At 57.3% G+C, this 22,034-nt stretch carries 18 protein-coding genes and 1 pseudogene; 14 read left to right on the top strand and 5 right to left on the bottom strand.

The genetic code is table 11. From position 1 onward, the window contains the following. Positions 1 to 33 precede the first annotated feature (33 nt). The 9 genes from P5540_12265 (at position 34) to arsB (ending at position 9,249) form a co-directional block, all read left to right on the top strand. Positions 34 to 2,790, top strand: coding sequence for a multiheme c-type cytochrome (locus P5540_12265; protein HRT65591.1), 2,757 nt, complete (start codon positions 34 to 36; stop codon positions 2,788 to 2,790). A 31-nt stretch (positions 2,791 to 2,821) separates the two neighbouring features. Then, positions 2,822 to 4,300 (top strand): alginate export family protein, encoded by a 1,479-nt coding sequence (locus tag P5540_12270; protein ID HRT65592.1) that lies wholly within the window; start codon positions 2,822 to 2,824, stop codon positions 4,298 to 4,300. Between the two features lie 358 nt (positions 4,301 to 4,658). Then, positions 4,659 to 5,357: a cytochrome c biogenesis protein CcdA gene (locus P5540_12275; protein HRT65593.1), complete on the top strand. Its 699-nt coding sequence runs from the start codon at positions 4,659 to 4,661 to the stop codon at positions 5,355 to 5,357. Positions 5,358 to 5,377: 20 nt separating this feature from the next. Further along, positions 5,378 to 5,710, top strand: a complete 333-nt coding sequence (locus P5540_12280; GenBank protein HRT65594.1) for a hypothetical protein — start codon at positions 5,378 to 5,380, stop codon at positions 5,708 to 5,710. A 5-nt stretch (positions 5,711 to 5,715) separates the two neighbouring features. Further along, complete coding sequence (locus tag P5540_12285) at positions 5,716 to 6,153, top strand: arsenate reductase ArsC (GenBank protein ID HRT65595.1); 438 nt, start codon at positions 5,716 to 5,718, stop codon at positions 6,151 to 6,153. Between the two features lie 485 nt (positions 6,154 to 6,638). Beyond that, the gene (locus tag P5540_12290) at positions 6,639 to 7,013 is read left to right on the top strand and encodes a metalloregulator ArsR/SmtB family transcription factor (GenBank protein ID HRT65596.1); all 375 of its coding nucleotides are present in this window, start codon (positions 6,639 to 6,641) and stop codon (positions 7,011 to 7,013) included. Positions 7,014 to 7,074: 61 nt separating this feature from the next. After that, complete coding sequence (locus P5540_12295; GenBank protein ID HRT65597.1) at positions 7,075 to 7,257, top strand: hypothetical protein; 183 nt, start codon at positions 7,075 to 7,077, stop codon at positions 7,255 to 7,257. Positions 7,258 to 7,328: 71 nt separating this feature from the next. After that, positions 7,329 to 8,177 (top strand): arsenite methyltransferase, encoded by an 849-nt coding sequence (locus P5540_12300; GenBank protein HRT65598.1) that lies wholly within the window; start codon positions 7,329 to 7,331, stop codon positions 8,175 to 8,177. Between the two features lie 22 nt (positions 8,178 to 8,199). Next, complete coding sequence (gene arsB, locus P5540_12305; GenBank protein HRT65599.1) at positions 8,200 to 9,249, top strand: ACR3 family arsenite efflux transporter; 1,050 nt, start codon at positions 8,200 to 8,202, stop codon at positions 9,247 to 9,249. A 108-nt stretch (positions 9,250 to 9,357) separates the two neighbouring features. Here the strand turns inward: arsB and P5540_12310 are convergent, their stop codons facing one another. Together P5540_12310 and P5540_12315 are read right to left on the bottom strand one after the other, a co-directional pair. Further along, positions 9,358 to 9,876 carry a hypothetical protein gene (locus tag P5540_12310; GenBank protein ID HRT65600.1) on the bottom strand — a complete coding sequence of 173 codons (519 nt, stop codon included), beginning with the start codon at positions 9,874 to 9,876 and terminating at the stop codon, positions 9,358 to 9,360. Positions 9,877 to 9,923: 47 nt separating this feature from the next. Next, positions 9,924 to 11,438: a PQQ-binding-like beta-propeller repeat protein gene (locus P5540_12315; GenBank protein HRT65601.1), complete on the bottom strand. Its 1,515-nt coding sequence runs from the start codon at positions 11,436 to 11,438 to the stop codon at positions 9,924 to 9,926. Between the two features lie 375 nt (positions 11,439 to 11,813). Between P5540_12315 and P5540_12320 the strand changes: the two genes are divergently transcribed. The 5 genes from P5540_12320 (at position 11,814) to P5540_12340 (ending at position 18,007) form a co-directional block, all read left to right on the top strand. Next, entirely contained in the window at positions 11,814 to 13,793 is a 1,980-nt protein-coding gene (locus tag P5540_12320; protein HRT65602.1) for an acetylxylan esterase, read from the top strand. Between the two features lie 95 nt (positions 13,794 to 13,888). Beyond that, positions 13,889 to 15,262 (top strand): hypothetical protein, encoded by a 1,374-nt coding sequence (locus tag P5540_12325; protein HRT65603.1) that lies wholly within the window; start codon positions 13,889 to 13,891, stop codon positions 15,260 to 15,262. Positions 15,263 to 15,400: 138 nt separating this feature from the next. Beyond that, a complete protein-coding gene (locus P5540_12330) occupies positions 15,401 to 15,844 on the top strand; it encodes a transposase family protein (GenBank protein HRT65604.1) in 444 nt (147 codons plus the stop codon). Beyond that, positions 15,763 to 16,653, top strand: coding sequence for an ISL3 family transposase (locus P5540_12335; protein ID HRT65605.1), 891 nt, complete (start codon positions 15,763 to 15,765; stop codon positions 16,651 to 16,653). The genes P5540_12330 and P5540_12335 overlap by 82 nt, the downstream gene beginning before the upstream one ends. A gap of 133 nt (positions 16,654 to 16,786) precedes the next feature. After that, positions 16,787 to 18,007, top strand: a complete 1,221-nt coding sequence (locus tag P5540_12340) for an amidohydrolase family protein (protein ID HRT65606.1) — start codon at positions 16,787 to 16,789, stop codon at positions 18,005 to 18,007. A gap of 11 nt (positions 18,008 to 18,018) precedes the next feature. Here P5540_12340 and P5540_12345 read toward each other — a convergent pair whose 3' ends face one another. The 3 genes and pseudogenes from P5540_12345 to P5540_12355 all read right to left on the bottom strand — a co-directional run bounded on the left by P5540_12345 (position 18,019) and on the right by P5540_12355 (position 22,006). Continuing rightward, complete coding sequence (locus P5540_12345) at positions 18,019 to 19,695, bottom strand: ABC transporter permease subunit (protein ID HRT65607.1); 1,677 nt, start codon at positions 19,693 to 19,695, stop codon at positions 18,019 to 18,021. A gap of 67 nt (positions 19,696 to 19,762) precedes the next feature. After that, positions 19,763 to 20,653 (bottom strand): sugar ABC transporter permease, encoded by an 891-nt coding sequence (locus P5540_12350; protein ID HRT65608.1) that lies wholly within the window; start codon positions 20,651 to 20,653, stop codon positions 19,763 to 19,765. A 480-nt stretch (positions 20,654 to 21,133) separates the two neighbouring features. Continuing rightward, positions 21,134 to 22,006, bottom strand: a pseudogene (locus P5540_12355) (extracellular solute-binding protein). Between the last annotated feature and the right edge of the window lie 28 nt (positions 22,007 to 22,034).

The raw sequence follows: 22,034 nt of genomic DNA on the forward strand, positions 1-22,034 counted from the left end.
GCGTGGTTTTACCCCGATATAGGAGTGGCGCATATGAAGACGAGCACAATGATAGGGATTGTTCTTGCGTTGGCGTCGGGCGCTTTGGCGGCGGCCGGCGGCGCCTATGCGGATGGTCTGAACAACGACGCGGCAAGTATCCGACCCAGTCCGCTGGGGGTGTGCCCGCCCTTTCCCCTTCGGGACGAGGCGGGAAATCTCATAGATCCGGTCCATGGCGTGAACGACGCCGTGCCTTATTCCCCCAAGCAGACGTGCGGCACAACCGGATGCCATGATTATGAGAAGATCACCGAAGGCTTCCACTTTATGCAGGGAAAAGGCGAGCCCCTTCCGGATCTCTTTGCTTCCCGATACAACTGGGTGACGTCGCCCGGGAATTACGGGGGCACATGGTGTTCCCCGGCGCCTTTGTATCGGCAACTCGCGCCCAAGAGCAATTCCAGCGCCCGCATGATTGACATGACCTCCTTCGATTTCGTGACGGCCACGTGCGGGAACTGCCATCCGGGGGGAGGCCCGCTCGAATATGACCGCGACGGCAAGCGATATGACGAATGGATGCGCGACCCGGTCTCCGGGATGACGCCGGGCGGCGACAACAATCTAGATGGCGACTACTACAAAGCGCGTTGGTCGGAAACAGGCGTCATTGAAGCGGATTGTCTGCTTTGCCACATGCCGGAATATGACTATAAGAAGCGTAACGAGACATTGGCGAATCTGAACTTCCGCTGGGCGGCGACGGCCGGAGCGGGTTTCGGCGCAGTAACGGGTAAAGTGGCGGCGGGCGAACTACCATCGGTCGCCTACGATAAGAGCCGGTTCGACGCGGATGGCAACGTGTTGGTGCATATCGCGCCGGAACCGCGAAATGAAACTTGTCTCAATTGCCATGCCAAGCCGGGATGGAAGAAACGGGGCGCTTCGTTCAGCGCCAGAACCGATGTTCACATGAAGGCGGGGCTGCGTTGCGTGGATTGCCATGCGGCGGGCAGCAAAGCGGCCGATCCGAGAATCCGGGGTTGGGAAGTGCATCAGTTTGGAAAAGGCGATGACCCTTCCGGAAACGTGCGCAACGATCTGGATAACACGGTCCGTTCCTGCGAAAATTGTCATCTGGACGGCTGGCATAATGCGCCGATAGCCAGGCATGACGGGCTCCCTCCGCTGCATTTGCAGAAGATCGCGTGCCAGACCTGTCATATTCCCACCCGGGCCGTGAAGAGCGCATTGGTTCAGGCAAGCGATGTCTACACTCCTGCGCCACGGATCAGTCCTCCGCCCAAACATATCTGGGCCTTCTACGATCAGGAAATGAACTACTGGAACCACTATGGCGAACTCGACCTCTTTAGCAACAAGGACCAGCCTACGGACGTCACTCGCCCGACGCTCATTCGCTACAAGGACAAGATCTACCCGGCAAACAGGGTCCACAGCGCATGGGTGGGCTTCGAGGAACAAGGCAAGCCTGGTCTCAATCAACTCTTCATGAAAGATTTCTTCCAGATGTGGACCCAGCACCGGGCGGACCCGGCCAACAAGTATCCCGAACTGGCCCGGATCGCCGACGATAATGGTGATGGCGTGATCGAGGTAAACCGCCCGGAAGAGATTGACGCGCTGCTGGCCGCGACCCAAACGCATCTCGCGGCGACGGGTTTTCCGCTGGAGAACCGCCGGCTCGTGTGGGTGTCCGACAGCAAGGCGTTTTACTCCTCGACTGAATCGCGCGACCTGCCGCGTGAAATATACGAGGCAACGGCCTACGCCTCGGTCCACAAATTCTCCCACGACGTTTCTCCTGCGCGGTCCGCGTTGGGCGCAAACGGCTGCAAGGATTGCCATGCCCCCAGGTCGCCGGTGTTTCAGACCGCTGTGCTTGACCATCCGTTCGACGATAAAGGACAGCCGGTCTTCGTCTCCCAAGCCGCTGTTCTGCAGTACGACGGGTCGTCGCCTCAGTACATTGGTTTCGCGGGCCATGTTGCCTCATTCTTCAAGTGGCTCACGATAGTGGTGATGATTCTTCTGATTGGCCACCTTCTGTTGGATGCCGTCACCCGTATCCGAACCGGACGTCAACGACAGAACCCGGCCTCAACCGTCTGGGTCGAGCGATTCAATCTGCATTTCCGCACCCAGCACCTCATGTTGCTTGTCTCCGTGGGGTTGCTGTTTCTGTCCGGAATATTCCTGTTCGGGCTTCGCTATCCGGGCGCTGAGTGGGCCTTGACGCTTACCGGCGCACTGGGCGGGGTTGATTTCTGGCGCGTGATTCACCGAATTGGCGGATCGATTCTGATACTCGCGGCCGTGTACCACCTTGCATACTCGCTGTTGCACGAAGATGGACGGCGCGACTTCATGCTCATGTTGCCACGCGGGAAGGACTTCGTCCATTTAGGCCAAAACCTCCGGTACTTCTTCGGCGTTTCCGCGACACCTCCGAACTTTGGCCGGTTCACGTACTTCGAGAAATTCGATTATTGGGCGGTCTTCTGGGGATGTGTCGTGATGATTGGTTCCGGCTTGGCCATGTGGTTTCCCCGTTTTGTCCTGGCCCTGTTCCCCGGTCTGACTCCCGCGGCATTCGACGCGTTCAAGGAGGCTCATGCTCATGAAGCGGTGCTCGCGTTCCTGGCCATCCTCGTCTGGCACATGTACAACGTTCATCTGCGACCGGACCGGTTTCCGGGATCCTGGACTTGGGTCCACGGCCGCATAGCCGGTGCGGAACAGGCAAATGAACACCCGGCGGACGGCTGTGTTGAGGGCAGAATGTGATGGCGAAGAGCTAAGAGGAAATGGCAATAGCATGAGACTTGGCCGGCACAGATCGGCCCTAACCTGGGCAGCCATGGTGGCCGTCGTGGGTTCAGCCGTAGGCGTCCGGGATGCATGCGTATTCGCCAGCGAAGCGGACAAGGCGGAAGACACGGCCACCAAAGAACCGCATTGGAGCGACGCGGTGAAAGATATCCCTATTGGACCTTTCCGGCTGGACTTGGGTGCGAGCCTCCGATTGCGGTTCGAGTATGAGCGTAATTTCGACGTCCAGCGCTATGCCGATGACCGCAAGCCCACATATGCCGAAGACGGTTTCCTCCTGCACCGTGAACGACTGGATCTCAAACTGCACCTCGGCGCGACCGCGCATCTGTTTGTGCAGTTTCAGAATAACGACGTATTCGATTCCGATTTCACGGAGAAGGACTTCTCGGGGAGCTGTCCGTACACCAACCTGTTGAACGTTCGTCAAGCATACGCGGAATGGCTGCACATAGGCGGGTCTCCCTTCGGGCTGAAGCTGGGCCGTCAGTCCATCTCTTACGGCGACACGCGCATTTGGGCCCCCGGCGAATGGGGCAACACGGGACGGTATACCTGGGACGCCGTCAAGGTCATCGCGGATTTCCCCTTCATGGAAACCCATCTCATCCTTGCCAACCGCGTTCGCTACGACCCCCACGGCCCGGACGCGCGAGACCCTTGGATGGATGTCTATGCCGCCTACGCGATGATCAAGCATCTCCCGTTCAAGTTGGACTTGTTCTGGATCGGCAAACACACGGACCCGGATATGGCCATCAATGCGCAGGGAGATCTTCTGGACTTGGACACGGACACCATGGGTTTCTACGTTGACGGCAAGATCGGGCAGCGGTGGGACTGGCGTGGGACTCTGGCCTATACCTTCGGTGACCGGACGGCGACCATCTATACGAAGGCTGAGGAAAGCGTGGAGGACAAGGTTGTCGATGAAGATGTGGGAGCCTGGGGACTCAATGCACGACTCGGCTATACGTTTGACGTCAACTGGAAACCCCGAGTCGGCATCGAGTTCAGTTACGGAAGCGGCGACTCGACCTTGGGCGACGGACGTTATGAAACCTTTGACGGGGCCTTCGGCGCCGTGGATGCCTTCTACGGATGGATAAACCTGGTAGGCTGGATTAATCTCGAAGATTACCAAGCGTCTTTCAGTTGCCGGCCGATGAAGAAACTGACCTTTGCGGCGGACTACCACCTGTATCGTCTTGATGAACCCAAGGACGCATGGTACTACTTCACGGGACAGGTTATCCGGCGCTATCAGAGGAGCGAAGAGCACCCTATCCCTGAGCCTGACGCGGACCTCGGCCATGAGATTAATTTCATTTTGACCTACAAGCATAGCGATCACTTGGAATTGCAGGCGGGGTACGCCCACTTCTGGCCGGGCGAGTATATTGAAGGAACGGGGCCAAGCCCCGACGCGGACTGGTGCTTCGTGCAGACAACATATTCATTCTGAAACCACGTCTACGGAGGTGACAAGTGTTCAATGAGGCAACACGGGGTGGGAGACGATGCGAAGAGCCACGGTGTTGCGGGAGACAGTCACCGTGACCGATTCGCACTTCTCGCTACCGGATGTGCCCGCCGATGAGGCTGCAGCCGATGGCGGGCTCTCTTGCGAAAGGGCAGCGCCCAAACACGTCGTCATGAAGAAGGTCATATTTATCATGGCCTTGATCTGCATTATCTGCGGGTCAGCCCTTTACACGGCCTATGACATTTCGCGAATACCGCGATGTGCTTGTGAGTTGAGAGCGAAAGCGCGCGCAGTATCCGCCGAAGGATACGTCGGCGCAGAGAGGAGTGAAGTTTCCATGCAACAGCTTTTCACATCGTTGACGCACGCGGTCGAAGGATCGCCTGCCATTGCGATTACGGCCTCTATCGTATGGGGCATTCTGAGCATTATCCTGAGTCCCTGCCATCTGGCAAGCATCCCCTTGATTGTGGGGTTTATCGACAATCAAGGGCGCATATCCACAAAACGCGCCTTTGTCATTTCGTTTCTCTTTGCCTCGGGCATCCTGGTGACCATCGGACTCATCGGCGCGATTACGGCGGCGGCCGGACGCATGATGGGCGACGTGGGGCGTTACGGCAATTACTTTGTGGCCGTCATCTTCTTCCTGGTTGGCTTGCACCTGCTGGACGTGATTCCCATGCCGTGGTCAGGACCCGGCCAGGTCGGCATGAAACGCAAAGGGCTGTTGGCTGCCCTCATCCTGGGCTTGGTCTTCGGCGTGGCGCTGGGTCCCTGCACGTTTGCCTACATGGCCCCGATGCTTGGTGTCACCTTCAAATTGGCGGCAACAAATCCATTCTACGGCGCGGCGTTGCTGCTTGCGTATGGTATTGGGCATTGCTCGGTGATTGTCGCCGCGGGAACTTCCACGGAGCTTGTCCAGCGATTCATGAATTGGAATGAGAACTCGCGAGGGACGAATATTGTAAAAAAGATCTGTGGCGTGCTGGTGTTGCTGGGCGGGATATGGATGATTTACACCGCGCCCTGACGAAGAACGGAGCAAAAACGATGCAGGCAAGAGCCGAAATTCAGGCAGGTGTTTGTGGATTTCATACGGACATTAACACGTCCAGTGAAGACGGTATGTCTGTGGTCTTTGATGTTGCGTCTGACTGCGACAAAATTCGCGCCCTTTCTGAATCTCTCATGGCGCGAGGCCCGATAAACGCCTATGAGGAAATCAGCCCCGCCAGCGATAGCGTGATTATGGCTACTGTTCGCGAGTGCCTCAAGGGTTGTTGCGCGGGATGCGCAGTACCGGTTGGCCTGTTCAAGTCCATGCAGGTCGCGGCAGGTTTGGCCTTGCCCAAAGATATCGCCATTCGCATTGAGAAAGGTTGACGCCTATGGAATCGCCCGTTCGCATTCTCTTCTTATGTACCGGCAACTCCTGCCGCAGCCAGATGGCGGAAGGCTGGGCAAAGCATCTTAAGCCCGGCGCAATAGAGGCGTACTCGGCCGGGATCGAGACGCACGGCCTCAACCCGCTGGCCGTGAAAGTGATGGCGGAGGCCGGTGTCGATATATCGAGCCACCGTTCAAAGCACGTCAACGAAGTCAAAGACATTCCGTTTGACTACGTCGTGACCGTCTGTGGCCATGCGAATGAGAACTGCCCGTTTTTCCCAGGCAAGACCAAAGTGGTTCACGTTGGGTTCGATGACCCGCCCGCACTGGCCAAGGGAGCGGCGACCGAAGACGACGCGTTGAACGTCTATCGCAGAGTGCGCGATGAAATACGGCGGTTCGTCGAGAGCCTGCCGGAGTCGCTGTCGGCGAGATAGTTTTCATCCAGTTGTACGGAACACATTCCGGCTTGACCGGGTTCCTAAAGGCCCCCGGACTCTCGATGATAACCCTGGTCGCAGCCGGACTGACTGGGATCTCAGAGAACTTCCCTGAACGGGACAATAGTCGGGACTTCATTGTTATTCTCGGCAGAGATTAGAAGAGCGAAAACAGGGGGGTGACAAAGACGAACGTCACGAAACGATGGTTACGCACGTGATAGTCCAGCAAGGACATTGGTTTTGCCATGAAAGCATTGTCCTGTCCATGGCCGGTGTTCTCGAAGTGGAAGGAGTCGGCGCAACAGCGAGATTAGTGCTGAGCCATCCGACTTCCCCTTTGGCCGCCGAGCCCTCACGCAACCTGCCCGAATCTCCGCCAGGAAGGTAATCCCTTGCCCCTAATGCGGGCGCATTTTTCTGCTTGACAAAACCCCGTCGCGGTCGTATACTTCGATAAATGGCGAACTGAGGTATTGATAATGCGTGATTTCCTAAGCATAACCAAGGCGCTCGCGGACGAATCGCGGGTGCGGGTGCTCATGTTCTTGCGCGGCGGCGAACTCTGCGTATGCCAGATTATCGAGATGCTTGGGTTGGCCCCTTCGACGGTTTCCAAGCACATGGCGATTCTTGTGCAGGCAGGGCTTGTCGAGCGCAGAAAGAACGGAAAATGGCACTACTACCGTCTTCCCGGCAAAGATGCGTCCAGCACGGTTCAAGACGCGCTGAAATGGACGCAGGCAGCACTGGCCAAGTCGCCCGTTGTCTCTCGAGACACCAAGCGGTTGAAGGTGGTGATAAAGATGGACATCAAGGATTTGTGCACACGTTACAAACCGAATCTTTGCGGCTGACGGACAGGTCCTTTAGGCACGCCCTGAAACCCTTGAACATGGATTACGAGGAGAAAAGAGGATGAAGAAGATTGCAGTGGCAGCCGTTGTGTTGGCGGTGTTTGGGTGTGCTTTCGTACTTATTGCGCAGCAGAAGCGGACGGAGGCGGCCTCTGGTGAACCGACCAACAAAGAGGGGCGCACGATAGTCATGGTGACCCATGATATGCGGGGGGCGGGAACGGCGCAAAGAACACTATGTTAGGTGGATGGAGCGATTGTGACCGGTCACAAGGCCACTTCGCAGGAGACAGACCTTCCGAAAGGAGATGCAGTATGACATCGGAGACAACAAATCCAGAAGAGGTGCGAGAGAAAGTGCGAGAAGGCTACGGCGCCATTGCGCGCCAAGGCAATTCCTGCTGCGGCCCTGCCTCGTCTTGCTGTGGCAGCGGCAACGCTGAGGCAGTGGCGACCGCGGTGGGATATGACGAAACAGATCTTGCCGCGTTGCCCGATGGCGCCAATATGGGACTCTCTTGTGGCAACCCCACCGCGATAGCAGAACTGAAGCCCGGCGAAGTGGTACTCGATCTGGGCAGCGGCGGCGGCTTCGATGTCTTCATCGCCGGCAAGAAAGTCGGACCGGATGGCCGCGTGATTGGCGTGGATATGACGCCCGATATGCTAAGCAAGGCGCGCAAGAACATCGCCGCCTATCGCAAGCGGACGGGTCTGTACAACGTCGAGTTCCGTCTCGGTGAAATTGAACATCTGCCTGTTGCCGATAACACCGTGGATGTCATTATCTCAAATTGCGTTATCAACCTGTCGCCGGACAAACCCCAAGTCTGGCGGGAAATGTTTCGGGTTCTCAAACCTGGTGGCCGCGTGGCCGTATCCGACTTGGCGCTGCTTCAGCCTCTTCCACCAAATCTCGCGGAGATGGTGGAGGCTCTCGTGGGGTGCATTGCCGGGGCGGTTTTGGTGAAGGAGACGGAACGGATGGCAAGTGATGCCGGTTTCATGGATATTGAACTAACGGAAAAGCGGGGCTATGTAGACGCGATGACCGATAGGAATGATTCCCTGTTCCGGAAGGTCATGGAAAAACTTCCCCCGGGAACAAAGATGGCCGACTTCGTCACAAGCTTGGACGTGAGCGCAACAAAACCCGTGATTTGAAGATGGAAAGGAGTCCTATCGTATGGAAAACAGCGTGTTAAGAAAACTCTCATTTCTGGATCGTTTCCTGACCCTTTGGATCTTTCTGGGAATGGCCATTGGCGTCGGGGCGGGGTATCTCATCCCTGGCGTCGAGGCCTTTATCCACAGGTTCCAGGTCGGCACCACGAACATTCCCATTGCCATTGGCCTTATCCTCATGATGTATCCGCCCTTGGCGAAGGTCAAGTACGAGGAACTGGGCGACGTCTTCCGCAATTACCGCGTGTTGGGACTAAGCCTCGTCCAGAACTGGATCATCGGTCCGACCCTCATGTTCGCGCTCGCCATCATCTTTCTGCATGACAAGCCTGAATACATGGTGGGGCTTATCATGATCGGTTTGGCGCGCTGCATTGCCATGGTCATTGTCTGGAACGACCTCGCCAAGGGCGACACGGAATACTGTGCGGGTCTGGTTGCCTTCAACAGCATATTCCAAGTGCTCTTCTACAGTGCGTTCGCTTGGTTCTTCATCACGGTGCTGCCACCCTACTTCGGATTGGCGGGCAGCATCGTCAAGGTCAGTATCGGACAGATTGCCGAAAGCGTGTTCATTTACCTAGGCATCCCCTTCATCGCCGGCATGCTGACGCGTCTCATACTCGTAAGGGCCAAGGGCAAAGAGTGGTATCATGGAAAGTTCATTCCAAAGATCAGCCCAATAACCCTCATTGCCCTGCTCTTCACCATCGTCGTCATGTTCAGCCTCAAGGGCAACTTGATTGTGCAGATTCCGTTCGACGTAATCCGCATCGCCATCCCCTTGCTGATTTACTTCGTTGTGATGTTCCTTGTCAGCTTCTATATGAGCAAAAAAGTGGGGGCGAACTATGCCCAGAGCACGACACTTTCGTTCACGGCCGCCAGCAACAACTTCGAACTGGCCATCGCCGTGGCCGTGGCGGTATTCGGCATCAATTCCGGCGCGGCCTTCGCCGCCGTGATCGGCCCGCTCGTCGAAGTGCCGGTGTTGATTGGATTGGTGAACGTCGCGCTGCGTTTCAAGCGGACCCTGTTCGGAGAAGCATGAGGAGATATTGCGATGCCGATTCTTGCCGCCGTCCTGAGACGGGTCTTGGAACGTCAGCCGTAACCGTGAAAAAACGCGAGACCCTCGCGGCAATCGTAGCAACAATCCCTATATCCGGCGGCTGTCGTAGGCCCAATGCAGCAGGGCTTGGCGTTGGCGTCGGCGGCAGTCCAGGTCGCCGGGAAGGCAGTGACGCCTGAGTTGGGCCACGTGCCGGGCGATGGCTTTCCAGCGCCGGATCTGGCGATCGTCCTCTTCCGGCATGCGCCGTCCCATGTAGTACCGGCAATACCACTGAAACCAGCCGCGCGGATCGGCGGGATGGATCCATTCCTTCTTCCGCCAGACGGACAGCGGCTGGCTGGCGTCCACGCCGAAATAATTGAGCGACGGATCGCGCCGTTCCGGACTCAATTTGGCCTTCCTGAACCAATCCTTCGGAAACTCGTTCGTGCAGTCGGTCATGTATTTGCCGCCGAATACGCCCAGTTCAAGCATCTGTTTCGGTGTCAACTCCGGCTTGAAATCCGGCCGGAAATTCCGTCCCATCGGCTCCGTCAACGCATACCGGTAGCCTTGCTGCATCTTGTCGTTGACCTCGACTATTTTCCGGATTTTTCCCGCCATGACATGACCTTGCTCCCGATATCCAAAATCCATCGCCAAAGGCATGCTCATTTTATCGCATAAAGTCGTGTCAAGGTCGAAACGTATAGCACGCCATTGGCGGCCGTGGCCGTGCTGGGGATGGCGTCGTCGAACTGAATCGTCGCAAGAAGATTTTTCGTCTTGTCGGCGGCAAGGACGGCGAAGGCCCCGCTCAGATCCCCGATGTAAACCTTGCCGTCGGCCGCCAACGGCGAGCCCCAGATTTCCCTGCCGACTTCGTGCGTCCAATATCCCTGGCCGGTTTCGGCGTCAACGCAATGCAGCATCCCCGCGCAATCGGCCGCGAACACAAGCCCGTTGTAAACGGCGGGCGTAGAGACGGTATGGCGTTGCAGCGAATAGGACCATCGCTCCGCCGTCTTCGTGACGTCGCCCTGCTGCGTGGCGTCAACACACTTCAGCCATGCTTGGCGTTTACCCCACCAGATATCGCCGCCCACGGCCAAGTAGACTCGGTTGTTATGGAAAACCGGCATCGCCAGCATTCCGCTCGGACTTTCCTTCGTATTTTTCACATATTGCCCAAGATTTTCTTTTGGAGCGGTGGGATCGTAGTCGAATCTCCAGACCGGTTCGAGCATGCGGATTTCTTTCGGGATTGGCGAATCAAGCGCCTTGAAGGCATGGCACACGCCATCCGGCCCGCCAAAAAACACGAGCCGCCGTCCGGCCGCTTCACCCAGCGCGGGCGATGACCATGTGGCATGAAACATTTGCCTTGCCATGCCCTCATTTTCCTTGGCCACCAACTTGCCCGATTCCTTGTCAAGGACAATCAAACTGGCTGCATCGGGCTTTTGTACAAATTTGTGTGATGGATTGTCCACTCCATTGCAGGTGTTGAGATACAAGTAAGGACCATCTAAAAGAATGGATGAAAAGGCCGAATCGTGCATGTAGATTCCCACTTCGGCGGGAATATCGAAAAGCCAGAGGATGTCGGCATCGGTAGGACCCGGTTCCATGGCTGGTTGGTCTTGAGGGGCCATGTGCCGACCTTCGTCTTTATAGGGACCGTCGTTGCCGTTCGCAAGACCGGCCAAATCGAGGCAGGCCACTTCGTAGCGGTTGGTAAGGACGTAGAGTCGATCGCCTTCGACCGTCGGCGGACTGCACAGGGCGATTTCCGGCCAATCCATGCGGTAATCCTCGGCGATGCGGGGCACGACGAGTTGCCAGCACAGGCTTCCGTCCTTTTCGTTCAGACAAAGCAACACGCCCCGGTCGCCCTGATGTTTCGGATCGCGCGGCCGGGCGTTGTTGGCGCCGATCAGAACCTTGCCGCCGGCGACAACGGCTGCGCTGCAATACCCGTGATCGCCCAACGGCGCCGACCAAAGAATATGATCGCCCGTCTTCGGATCGAAAGATACGGGAAGCCCCGTCTCGCCCGACACCATGTTCCGCGAATGCCGTTCGCCCCATTGCGGACGATCCGCCGCCCGTGCCGCCCGGCCGGAAACGAAACCCAACACCCCGCCTATTACAAAAAAGCCCACAATGACATATTTCAAAGACATTCCGGCATCCATGGCGTAAATGGCGCGATAAACCTCAATTCGATGGAATCGAATCCTTGATGGCCGGTACATCCGCCATCTTGCTGAAGACGATCCGCCGGGACAATAGCATGCGATGATTTGGACAATCCAATGCCATGGACTGCAGCGCCATGCGCTGGCTCGTCAAGGTCGTGGTGGCAAATTTGGAGGAAAGTCCGCTACACTTGAAATCGGTCCTTTCTCCCAAGCGATGGCCGGGATGGATGTTATTTTCTTTGTCCACAACTTCGGTGTGTGAAACACTGAAGTTGCGGACAAAGAAATCATGCCCTTGATTGATGTATTGCGGCTGAGCCGCCTTAGCTCAATAACCGGAAGGAGGGTAGGATTCGGATGGGTATCGTGGGAGCGTTTTTGATGATTGCGGCCGGGGCGGGGCTGGATGTGCTGCCGCAGGATCCCGCGCCGGGATTGATGATGCGGACGTATCTGAACGGACTGGCGTCGGCGGCCTTGGCGGAACGCTCAAAGGCGCGCGACGCGCTTGTTGAACCGGCGGCGATCGAGGCGTATCAACAATCGCTGAGGGCCTATTTTCTCGAACAATTGGGGCCGTTGCCAGAACGCACGCCGCTGAATGCACATGTTGTCGGACAGGGCGAAGGCGACGGGTATCGTTACGAGAAGGTGCTGTTTGAAAGCCGTCCGAACTTCCATGTTACCGCTGTCCTGTTCTTGCCAAAGAAACAAGGCCCGTTTCCCGGCGTGCTCGTTCCGTGCGGTCACAGCGCCAACGGAAAAGCATACGAATCGTACCAGCGCGCCTGTATCCTGCTTGCGCGAAACGGACTCGCCGCGTTCATTTACGACCCGATAGGGCAGGGCGAACGCTTGCAGTTTCCGGAAAAGGACGGCAAAACCTCGCCCGGCTCGACGACGGAACACATGCTCACGGGCGTGGGTTGCATTCTGCTCGGCGCCAACACGGCCGCGTACCGCATCTGGGACGGCATGCGCGCGCTGGATTATTTGACATCACGCCCGGATATCGATCCTGCCCGGATCGGCTGCACGGGCAATTCCGGCGGCGGCACGCTGACCAGTTATCTCATGGCGCTCGATCCGCGGATTGTCTGCGCCGCGCCGGGTTGCTATCTCACGTCGTTTGCGCGGCTGCTTGAAGAGGCCGGCCCGCAGGATGCCGAGCAAAACATCTTCGGCCAGATTGCGCACGGAATGGATCATGCCGATTACATCATGATGCGGGCGCCGAAACCGACGTTGATGCTCACGGCCACGGAAGATTTCTTCGACATCCGGGGCGCGTGGGACTCGTATCGCGACGCCAAACGCCTCTACACGAAACTGGGTTTTCCGGAACGCGTGGACCTCGTCGAGGCGAACGAGAAACATGGATTCACGAAACCGCTGCGCACCGCCATGGTGCGATGGATGCGGCGTTGGCTGCTTGGCGTGGACGATGCGATTACCGAACCGGATTTCCCCGTATTGCCGGACGAGGCGATGTGGTGCACGCCCAAGGGCCAAGTCCTGTTGCTCGCCGGGGAACGATCCGTCACCGATCTGAACATCGAACGCGGCCGACAACTCGCGAAAGAGCGCAGGGCATTGTGGAAAACGAGCGACAAGGCCGCCCTGATCGAAAAAATCCGGCTCATCGCCGGCATTCGTCCCCTGGCGGAATTACCGGAACCGCAAATCGAAATTGTGGCACAGGCGGCCCCGCCCGCCGAACCGCAAAAACTCATCCTGCATCCCGAACCGGGTATCGGCCTTCCCGCGTTGCTGTTTGCACCGGAAGCGCCGGCGAGGGATGCGTATCTGTATGTGCACGGGGAAGGCAAGCAGGTTGATGCGGTTGCCGACGGCCCTATCATGAGGCTTGTCCGCGCCGGCCATGCCGTCATGGCGGTTGATTTGCGCGGGATCGGCGAGACCTTGTCGCCGGTGGACAATAAAGACTGGGCCGTCCGTTTCGCCACCGGCTGGCAGGACTTTTTCCGCGCCTATCTGCTGGGCAAGTCGTATGTGGGCATGAGAACGGAAGACATTCTCGTGTGCGCGCGCCATCTCGTAAACATGAATGGGCGGAAACGGCCCGTGCACCTTGTCGCGATCGGCGAAACGGGTCCCGCGGCCCTCCATGCGGCGGCCATGGAACCTATCCTGTTTGCTTCTCTTCGCCTGGAACGATCCATCCGAAGTTGGAGCGATGTTGTTCGAAATCCGGAGGCCAAGGGCCAACTCATGAATGCCGTGCACGGCGCCTTGCGCATATATGATTTGCCCGATTTGATGCGGCTCATCGCCCCTGTCACAGTTGCCGTGAAGGATCCGCTGGATTTCCACTAACGATTCGGCCGGGGCTTTTAGCATCGTTGCGTCGTTTTCAACGATCGGTTGGGCCGGGTGGCATCGTATTGGTCAACAAAGAGGGAGGATGGGAAATGCGGTGTTTATGCACAATGGCCGTTTTCATGCTGACGGCAGTTCCAGCATTTGTCCACGCGGACGATTGGGCACAGTATGCGTCCAATCCGTTTACCATACCGATTGACATTCCGGCGCCGAGGGACAGCGCGGGCGGCGTGGTCGTGGCGGACGTGGACGGCGACGGACCGCCGGACTTTCTCGTCACTGTGCCCGGCCATATCGCGTGCTATTCGAACAAGGGCGCGAAAATCTGGATCATCGAGGCGGACATTTGCGTGGGCGGATCCTCGGAACGGGAAGGGTTGCCCGGCCACCACGGCCCCGGCATCGCCGCCGCCGATGTGGACGGCGACCGGCATGTCGAGGCGCTTTATCTTACGAAAGACAATGTCCTGCATGTCGTCGAAGGCCGGACCGGCAGGGAAAAATGGTCTGCGGCGCTTCCCCGCCGCGACGATACCGATCGATGGGAACATCTTGTAATCGCGAACTTTCGTGGAAAGGGCGATCGCGATCTGCTGCTGCAGGCCACCAATCGCACGGGCTACCGCATGGGACGCTACCTTGCCGCGCATTCGCTGAACGATCTCCGAAAAGGCAAAACCACGCTGCTGTGGACCTATGACGATTTCATGGCATGCGCCCACAACGGCGCCCGGATATGCGATCTCGATGGAGACGGCCGCGACGAAGTGCTTGGCGGAACGATTCTTTCCCCAGACGGACGCCGGCTGAACGAGATTCCGCTGAAGGGGCACATTGATTCCGTGTTCGTTCACGACGTGCGGCCCGATATCGAAGGACTCGAAGTCGTAGCGCTCGAGGAAGGCGGCGGCAACCGGATTTTCCTGTACAACCGCGATCGCGTGATTTGGATTACGGACTATCAGAACTGGGAACCGCAGAACGCGGCCGTCGGCGATTTCGATTTGACGCATGCGGGGCTTGAAATCTGGTGCCGAAGCCGGTTCGACACGCACCAGAAGCCGTTCGTGTTCGATGCCGAAGGCAAACTTCTTTCTGCCTATGAAATGGACGCCGTCGCGCCGGAAGGGTGGACGGCATCGGGCGTGGAAACCATCTGGACGATCGACTGGACCGGCGAACCGAAACAACACGCCGCGGCGAAAGAACGGCATGAAAGCGGCGATGTGGCGGTGTTCGACCCTGTCGGCGGCGCTTTTGTGGCGCGATTCCCGGAGAAGGCCGACCGGCTCTATGTGGCCGATGTTTCCGGCGACTGGCGTGAGGAGTTGGTGGTTCTGGCCGGAAACGAACTCCGCATTTATCACAACGACGCGCCAAACCCGCGGCCTGGCCATCCCCGGCTCTGGTCCCGGCCCGAATACCGGCGTAGCAAGATGACGTGGAATTATTACAGCCCGTAATCAAATTTATCGTTGCTATCCAATTTAAAAGGGGTCTTCGTAAGAATCTGTGGGTAAAATAGCAGTTTAAGGTGGCATCCAGCTACCCTTTGGCTTTGTCCAAGAAAGCCGAACACCGGCAACCAAAGGATAGGCTGGATGCAAGTCACTACGATACTCAATCAGGTCGAGAAGCACAAAGGTTTTGTATTCGGGAAGGCGCGCCTGGTGAAGGACAGTACAGAAAGAGAGGCTATTGAAGTGCCGGTACGGCCGAGACAGGGCAGCAGGGGGATTTGCTCGGGCTGCGGGCGACGTGGCGGTACGTATGACCATTTGCCGGAGCGTCGGTTTGCCTTCGTGCCGCTGTGGGGATTTGCGGTGATGCTGGTGTATGCGATGCGCCGGGTGGATTGCCCGACTTGCGGGCCGACAGTCGAAACGGTTCCTTGGGCCGGGGGGAAGTCGCCCGTCACGCGGTCGCTGGCGCTGTTTCTGGCGAGTTGGGCAAAACTGCTGTCGTGGCAGGAGGTCGCGCGTCGGTTTCGCGTGAATTGGCGCCAAGTGTATGCATCGGTCCGGTACGTGGTGATTGGGGTTTGAAAAATCGGGACCTCTCGGGGGTGACGGCGTTGGGGGTGGACGAGATCCAGTTTGGGCATGGCCATCAGTATTTGACGGTGGTCTACCGGCTTTGCGGGGAGGTCCGGCGCCTGTTGTACGTGGGGAAGGGCCGTGACCTTGAGTCGCTGTCGTCCTTCTTTGAAGAAATGGGGCCATTGTGGTGCGCGGGAATCGCACACGTGTGCTCGGATATGTGGCGGGCCTATTTGCACGCGATCAAGAAGTATTTTCCGGAGGCGGTCCATATTCTCGACCGTTTTCACATCGTGAAGCTGCTGAATGAGGCCGTGGATCAGGTTCGAAGACAGGAGGCTGCGCGCCTGCGGCGGGCAGGGGCGGATTTACTGAAAGGGCTGAAATACGTGTTCCTGAAACGGCCGGAGAACCTGACGGTGGACCAGCACGCGACGCTGCAGGGGTTGTTGAACAAACGCTGGCTGTGCTCGGTCCAGGCATACCTGTGGAAAGAGAAGTTTGACCTGTTTTGGCAGTACGAGAGTCCGTACTGGGCGCGGCGTTACTTGTGGAAATGGTGCAAAGGCGCAATGCGCAGTCGGCTAACGCCCATCAAGAGATTCGTCGGCGTCATTCGGGCTCATGAAGAACTGATTATGAATTGGTTCAAGGCCAAAAAGCAGTTTTCAGGCGGCGCTGTGGAAGGCATGAACCGCAAAGTTGATTTGATCACCAGAAAAGCATACGGGCATCGAAAGTTCGAGGTGCTCCAAGTCGCGCCATTCCATGCGCTTGGACACCTGCCCGAACCGGAGATGACCCATGAATTTTAACGAAGAGGCAAAAAATTGAGTGTTGCATGAGACCTTTGCTAATGTAACGCTTGGCGTTGGGAAAGGGTTGGCGTCGCGGGCGCCTGCCGATTCCTTATGGGTACGCACCACCGGCAGTGGAGGATGGTTGCGAATGAGTAACGATACAGGGACTGCGAAAAAACGCCGCATTTCAAGGCGAAAATGGCTGGCGATTTGCGGGGGCGGGTTGGCGATGGGCGTGGCGGGCGCCGCGCTTGTTCCACGCAAGAAACCGGATTTGCCACTCAGCATCGGCAAGTTGCAGGCCGGCGCGGAAGCGCCTGCCACCTGCCGCAACGACTGGTGGACCGATCTCGACGATTTGGGCATACGGCACATGTCGCAATTCGATCGGCTTCCCTGGTTTGAAAAGGACGATTCCGGCCAATTTCGCCTGAGAGCGGACGCGGGCGTGGATGCGATTATTGACACGCACTCGCATGTGGGATGGGCATTCGGCCTTGCCAAATCCGTGGATATGACGCGTACCTGCAAGGTCGAATATTTCTATGATTTCGAGCGGGAACAGGATCTGCTTTGTACACAAATTCATCCCACACCCGATGAGGCGGCCCGCATGCGGAACGACGATCTGGCCGTTTTTTTGAAGACTCCCCATATCAACCGCACGCAAACGGCCGCCAATCTCGCCGCCGAAATGGACCGCATGAACTTTCGTAGCGCCGTGCTGCTGCCGATAGCCGTCCCGTTTCATGAGCGCCATGCACGGGACACATTCGACGCCAGTTCGATGGACAAGCGGTTCATTGCGCTGGGCGCGGTCTATCCGAAACCGTGGGGTCCGCGAAAGATTGCGGAAATCGAGCGTCAAGTCAAAATCCACGGCATCAAGGGCATCAAATATCACCCCGTTTTTCAATTGCTGGCGCCCGACGATCCGGACATGATGAGACTATTCGAATGGTGTGAAGCGCATGGCCTTCTCGTGTACGCGCATACCGGCTATACAGGCCGGGAACCCCGTTTCATGAAGGAAAAATCCGAGCCGCGGCGTTTCGAGAAACCGCTTGAGGCCTTTCCCAATTTGCGCATGGTGTTTGCGCACACGGGCGTGCGCCGCGTGGACGAGGCCCTGTCGGTGGCCCGGAAATTCGACGATCGCGTATGGCTTGATATTTCGGGCCAGGCTGCTCCGGCCATTGCCTATATTCTACGGCGATACGACACGGCCAAAATCATGTTCGGTTCGGATTGGCCTTTCTACCCGCTTTCCGTCATGGTGGCCCGAAGTCTGGTGGCGACGGAATCGTGTCCTTCCCTGCGCGAGCGGTTCTTCAGTGGCAACGCGAAAGCACTACTGGGATTGGCCTAATCAGACCCATTTCACCCTTTGATTCCCGTCAGGGTCACGCCCTGAATGAAATGGCGCTGGGCGGCGAAGAAAAGCGCTATCACGGGCAGGGTCATCAGCACCGATGCGGCCATCATCAGGCCATAGTTTCCAAGTTGGAAAACCTGCAAGGCGAACAAGCCCAGGCTTAACGGATAAAGGCGCTGATCGTTGAGATAAATCAGCGGCCCCATGAAATCGTTCCAAGTGCCCATGAACGTGAAAATGGCGATGGCCGCCAGCGCCGGTTTGATCAACGGCACGATGATCCACGCATAGATGCCGAGATAACCGCACCCGTCTATTTTGGCCCCGTCTTCTAGGTCGGAAGGAATGCCCTTCATGAATTGCCGAAGCAGGAAAATGTAGAACGCGCTCCCGAAAAACGAACCGACCCACAGCGGCTTCAACGTGTTGTACCAGCCAAGCGATTTGAATATCAGGAACACCGGTATCATCGTGACCTGCGCGGGAATCATGAGCGTCGCGAGCACCAGCATGAAACAAAAATCGCGCGCGGGCCAGCGGAGCCGGGCAAACGAGAAAGCGACCAACGACGATCCCAGCAATTGCCCCGCGATGTTCAGCACAACCAAGATAAGGCTGTTTTTTACATAGGCCCAGAGCGGAACCATCCGCAAGGCATCGCGGTAGTTGTTCATGTATTTGTTCCAGGCGGCCTTGAATCCCTTCGCCTGGCGGCATTCAAGCGTGAGTTTTACCTTTCCCGGTTCGTTGAACGAAGACGGTCCCGCCTCATCGAGACGCAGCCATGTCTTCATCTTGATGGACTTATCGTCGTCGCTCGCGAACTGCCATGTGATATCCTGCCAGCGGTCGCTTCCAAGGAAACCCGCCTGCGCGGAACAATACTTCCGCCCGTTCATTTCGACGGTCAGGCGCAATTCATGCCACGAGCGATCCGCATGGTTGCTCACCACTATTTTTTTGAGATTTTCAGGCTTCATTTCGAGCGGCAGTATGGTCCCCAGCACAAAGGTGTCCTGCTCACGGAACGAGTAATTCGCTTCCTGTGCTGGACGGCGAAGCCCCTCGGTCCGCGTAACTAACTCAACGTCGCCGCGTTCAATGCGCCATGGGAATTTGTTTTGGTCGGTGGGCTGCTCGACACGGACATCCCACCCGTGAAACACGACGTCGGAAAAGGCCACGCGACGGTACACGGCATCGAACACTTCCGCCGCCAGATCCGCGTCGAGGTTCTTGACGAACCATGCCGCCGCGTCCTCCTCCGATTTCTCGAACACCTCGTCCGGCATGCGCTTGAGCAGCCGTGCGAAAACACCCTCCGCCCAGTCCGGTTCGTGAAGGTATGGCCGGAAAAACTCCGGCAGGGCCGGACTCAATTCAACTAACCGCGACGTGATGGCCGTTTGGATGGGCGCCGCCATGCGTTTCCAGTTTTCCTCCGTGACGCGTGAAGGTTTTTCGGCTTTTTCGTTCACGCGCAACTGGATATACGGTGACTGCACGACACGCGGGGGAATCTGCGGCAACCAGCGCGGCGGGTACATTTCATCCGCCACCTTGGCGCTCGTGCTTCCCAGCCATATAAAGGGTATGGCGAAGACGATCGAACCGCCAATCAGTACGGCATGCAACAAAAGCCGCCGTGCAATCCGCTCCAGTCTGCCAATCCGTCTCATCATATCCGTTTACCCATAGCCATTCATGTCCATGACCGATACGCTCAAAATTCAGATCGTTAATTCTCGTTTACGTTTCCGATTCATAATGGACCCATCGTTTCGACAAGCGCAGTTGAATCACGGTCAACGTGAGGATAATCCCGAAAAGCACCCAAGCCAGCGCCGACGCATACCCCATCTTCATGTATCGAAACGCGTTGTTGAACAGCAGATACGCGTAAAAAAGCGTGGAGTCAACCGGCCCGCCCTGCGTCATGATGAACGCTTGCGTGAAAATCTGAAACGTGCCGATGATGCCCATGATCAGGTTGAACAGGATATAGGGACTCAACATCGGCAGGGTGATGCTCGTAAACCGACGAAAACGCCCGGCGCCGTCTATCTCCGCCGCCTCGTACAGGTGTTTCGGAATTCCCTTCAACCCGGCCAGCCACACAATCATGCCGGCGCCCGCGCCCCAAAGCCCCATCAGGATCAGCGAGGGTTTAGACCAATACTGGTTTTGAAGCCACGCCGGCCCGGCGATGCCCGCCTTGGCCAGCAACGCGTTCAATATGCCCTGCTGCGGATTGAAAATCCATATCCACAAAATGGAGGCCGCCACGGCGGGCATGATAGCCGGCAGATAAAAAAACGTCCGGTACACGGCCATTCCCTTGACCTCGTAGTTCAGCAGCATCGCAATGGCCAGGCTGACCAACATGCCCAACGGGATACCCATCGCCATGAACACCGTGTTCCAAAGCGACTTGTAGAAAAGCGGATCGTCAACGAACATGGTCGTGTAGTTTTTCAATCCAACGAATTTCGGCGGCGACAGCACATCGTATTCGCAAAAACTCATGAACAACGAAAAGAGGATCGGCCCCCCGCCGAATACAAGAAATCCAATGAACCACGGCGAGGCAAAGGCATATCCCGCATAAAATTCCCGGCGGAAATATCCGCGCGCCTGCATTTTTCGGCCAAAATACACATAAAGTCCCGCCACCGCCGCCAGAATGGCGACGATATACCCGTACAATACAGGCCGCCAACTCAACACCGGGTGAGGCTCCGGTTTGAAAATGCGGTCCAATTCCTTCTGCACAATACCCTGGTTGAAGGCCAGCGACGCCTGGGCGTTCCTTCGGATATCGCTTTTATCGTACCGCCAGTAAATCCCGCCGTCCATGGCGCGCACCTGGCAGTTCCATAGCAGTTGTCCCACCGGCGTAACCGGACGATATTTCGATATCGGCATCGCGTCCACAAAAATTCGTTTGGCCTCGGCAAACTTTCGGTCAATGCTTGGATCGTTGTACACATAATGTTCCATCGCCCACTGCGTGATATCGGTTCGGGCGCTGATGATGGGCAAAAAAACGTTGCCGGCCGCCTTGGCGGATTGTCGGCTGGCATCCGCCCGGATTTGATAGGCCCGAAGCGAAGCCATGTATTTGATGAATTCCCACGCCTCGTTGGGATGCCGCGCGCCTGTCGGTATGACCCAGCACCATCCACCGCACCATCCCAGGCGCGTTTTACCTTCGGGCGCCGGCGCCAGCGTAACGCCAAACCGCAGATCGCGTTTACCGTTCGCTATAATCTGGATAAAGCCGTCCCCGTCTATTTTCATCGCCACTTTACCGGAAAGAAACGGATCCAAGTCGCCCGTTTGCAGCGTGGATTGGAACGCGTTGACTTCTTCCGCCCCTCCCATGAGATCGTAGAGTTCGGTCATGTAAACCAGCGCGCCGACGTTTTCAGGCGTGTCGAGCGTGCAAGTAAGCCCGTCTTCACTCATAAAACTGCCGCCGTTCAGCCAACTGTAAATATATAGCCACGAATTGCCGAAATTGGGTATGAATCCCACCCGTTCAAGGCGTCCCTTCGCATCGCGTTGCGAGAGAATCCGCGTGCATTCCTTGAGTTGATCCCATGTTCGCGGCGGTCCGACTTTTGCGGGATTTTCCGGGTCCACACAGCCAAGGGGAATCAACTGCGCCGCATATTTTTCCAGGATGTCCATGTTGTAATACAGAGCCCGGTTGTCCGTTTCCGAGGGCATCGCATACAACTGGCCGTTGAAACAGGCTTCGTCCCAGCATGCTTGGAAAAACTGTTCCCTGCGAAGCGTCAGCGGATCGTCCGGCCGTTCTTTCAAATCGCGGTCCAGAAACGGTTGCAGCGGCTGAAATGCGCCCCGCAACGCCCATTCGCCCACGGCAAACCGGTCGAACCATACCACGTCCGGCGGATCGCCCCCCGCAACCGCCGTCAGGAGCCGCTGCGGATCGTCCGTCTTGTTGAACGTCGCGCTCTGCCCCATGATTACCTTGATGGCTGGTTTGCCGTCG

This window comes from Candidatus Hydrogenedentota bacterium (genome assembly GCA_035450225.1).
GTDB lineage: Bacteria > Hydrogenedentota > Hydrogenedentia > Hydrogenedentales > SLHB01 > DSVR01.

Bases quoted from the DNA above. Each gene is read 5' to 3' on its own strand.
- P5540_12285 (HRT65595.1), top strand. From the start codon at position 5,716: ATGGAATCGCCCGTTCGCATTCTCTTCTTATGTACCGGCAACTCCTGC.
- P5540_12310 (HRT65600.1), bottom strand. From the start codon at position 9,876: ATGGCGGGAAAAATCCGGAAAATAGTCGAGGTCAACGACAAGATGCAG.
- P5540_12290 (HRT65596.1), top strand. From the start codon at position 6,639: ATGCGTGATTTCCTAAGCATAACCAAGGCGCTCGCGGACGAATCGCGG.
- P5540_12300 (HRT65598.1), top strand. From the start codon at position 7,329: ATGACATCGGAGACAACAAATCCAGAAGAGGTGCGAGAGAAAGTGCGA.
- P5540_12275 (HRT65593.1), top strand. From the start codon at position 4,659: ATGCAACAGCTTTTCACATCGTTGACGCACGCGGTCGAAGGATCGCCT.
- P5540_12325 (HRT65603.1), top strand. From the start codon at position 13,889: ATGCGGTGTTTATGCACAATGGCCGTTTTCATGCTGACGGCAGTTCCA.
- arsB (HRT65599.1), top strand. From the start codon at position 8,200: ATGGAAAACAGCGTGTTAAGAAAACTCTCATTTCTGGATCGTTTCCTG.
- P5540_12345 (HRT65607.1), bottom strand. From the start codon at position 19,695: ATGATGAGACGGATTGGCAGACTGGAGCGGATTGCACGGCGGCTTTTG.
- P5540_12265 (HRT65591.1), top strand. From the start codon at position 34: ATGAAGACGAGCACAATGATAGGGATTGTTCTTGCGTTGGCGTCGGGC.
- P5540_12320 (HRT65602.1), top strand. From the start codon at position 11,814: ATGGGTATCGTGGGAGCGTTTTTGATGATTGCGGCCGGGGCGGGGCTG.
- P5540_12350 (HRT65608.1), bottom strand. From the start codon at position 20,653: ATGCAGGCGCGCGGATATTTCCGCCGGGAATTTTATGCGGGATATGCC.
- P5540_12315 (HRT65601.1), bottom strand. From the start codon at position 11,438: ATGTCTTTGAAATATGTCATTGTGGGCTTTTTTGTAATAGGCGGGGTG.
- P5540_12340 (HRT65606.1), top strand. From the start codon at position 16,787: ATGAGTAACGATACAGGGACTGCGAAAAAACGCCGCATTTCAAGGCGA.
- P5540_12280 (HRT65594.1), top strand. From the start codon at position 5,378: ATGCAGGCAAGAGCCGAAATTCAGGCAGGTGTTTGTGGATTTCATACG.
- P5540_12330 (HRT65604.1), top strand. From the start codon at position 15,401: ATGCAAGTCACTACGATACTCAATCAGGTCGAGAAGCACAAAGGTTTT.
- P5540_12295 (HRT65597.1), top strand. From the start codon at position 7,075: ATGAAGAAGATTGCAGTGGCAGCCGTTGTGTTGGCGGTGTTTGGGTGT.
- P5540_12270 (HRT65592.1), top strand. From the start codon at position 2,822: ATGAGACTTGGCCGGCACAGATCGGCCCTAACCTGGGCAGCCATGGTG.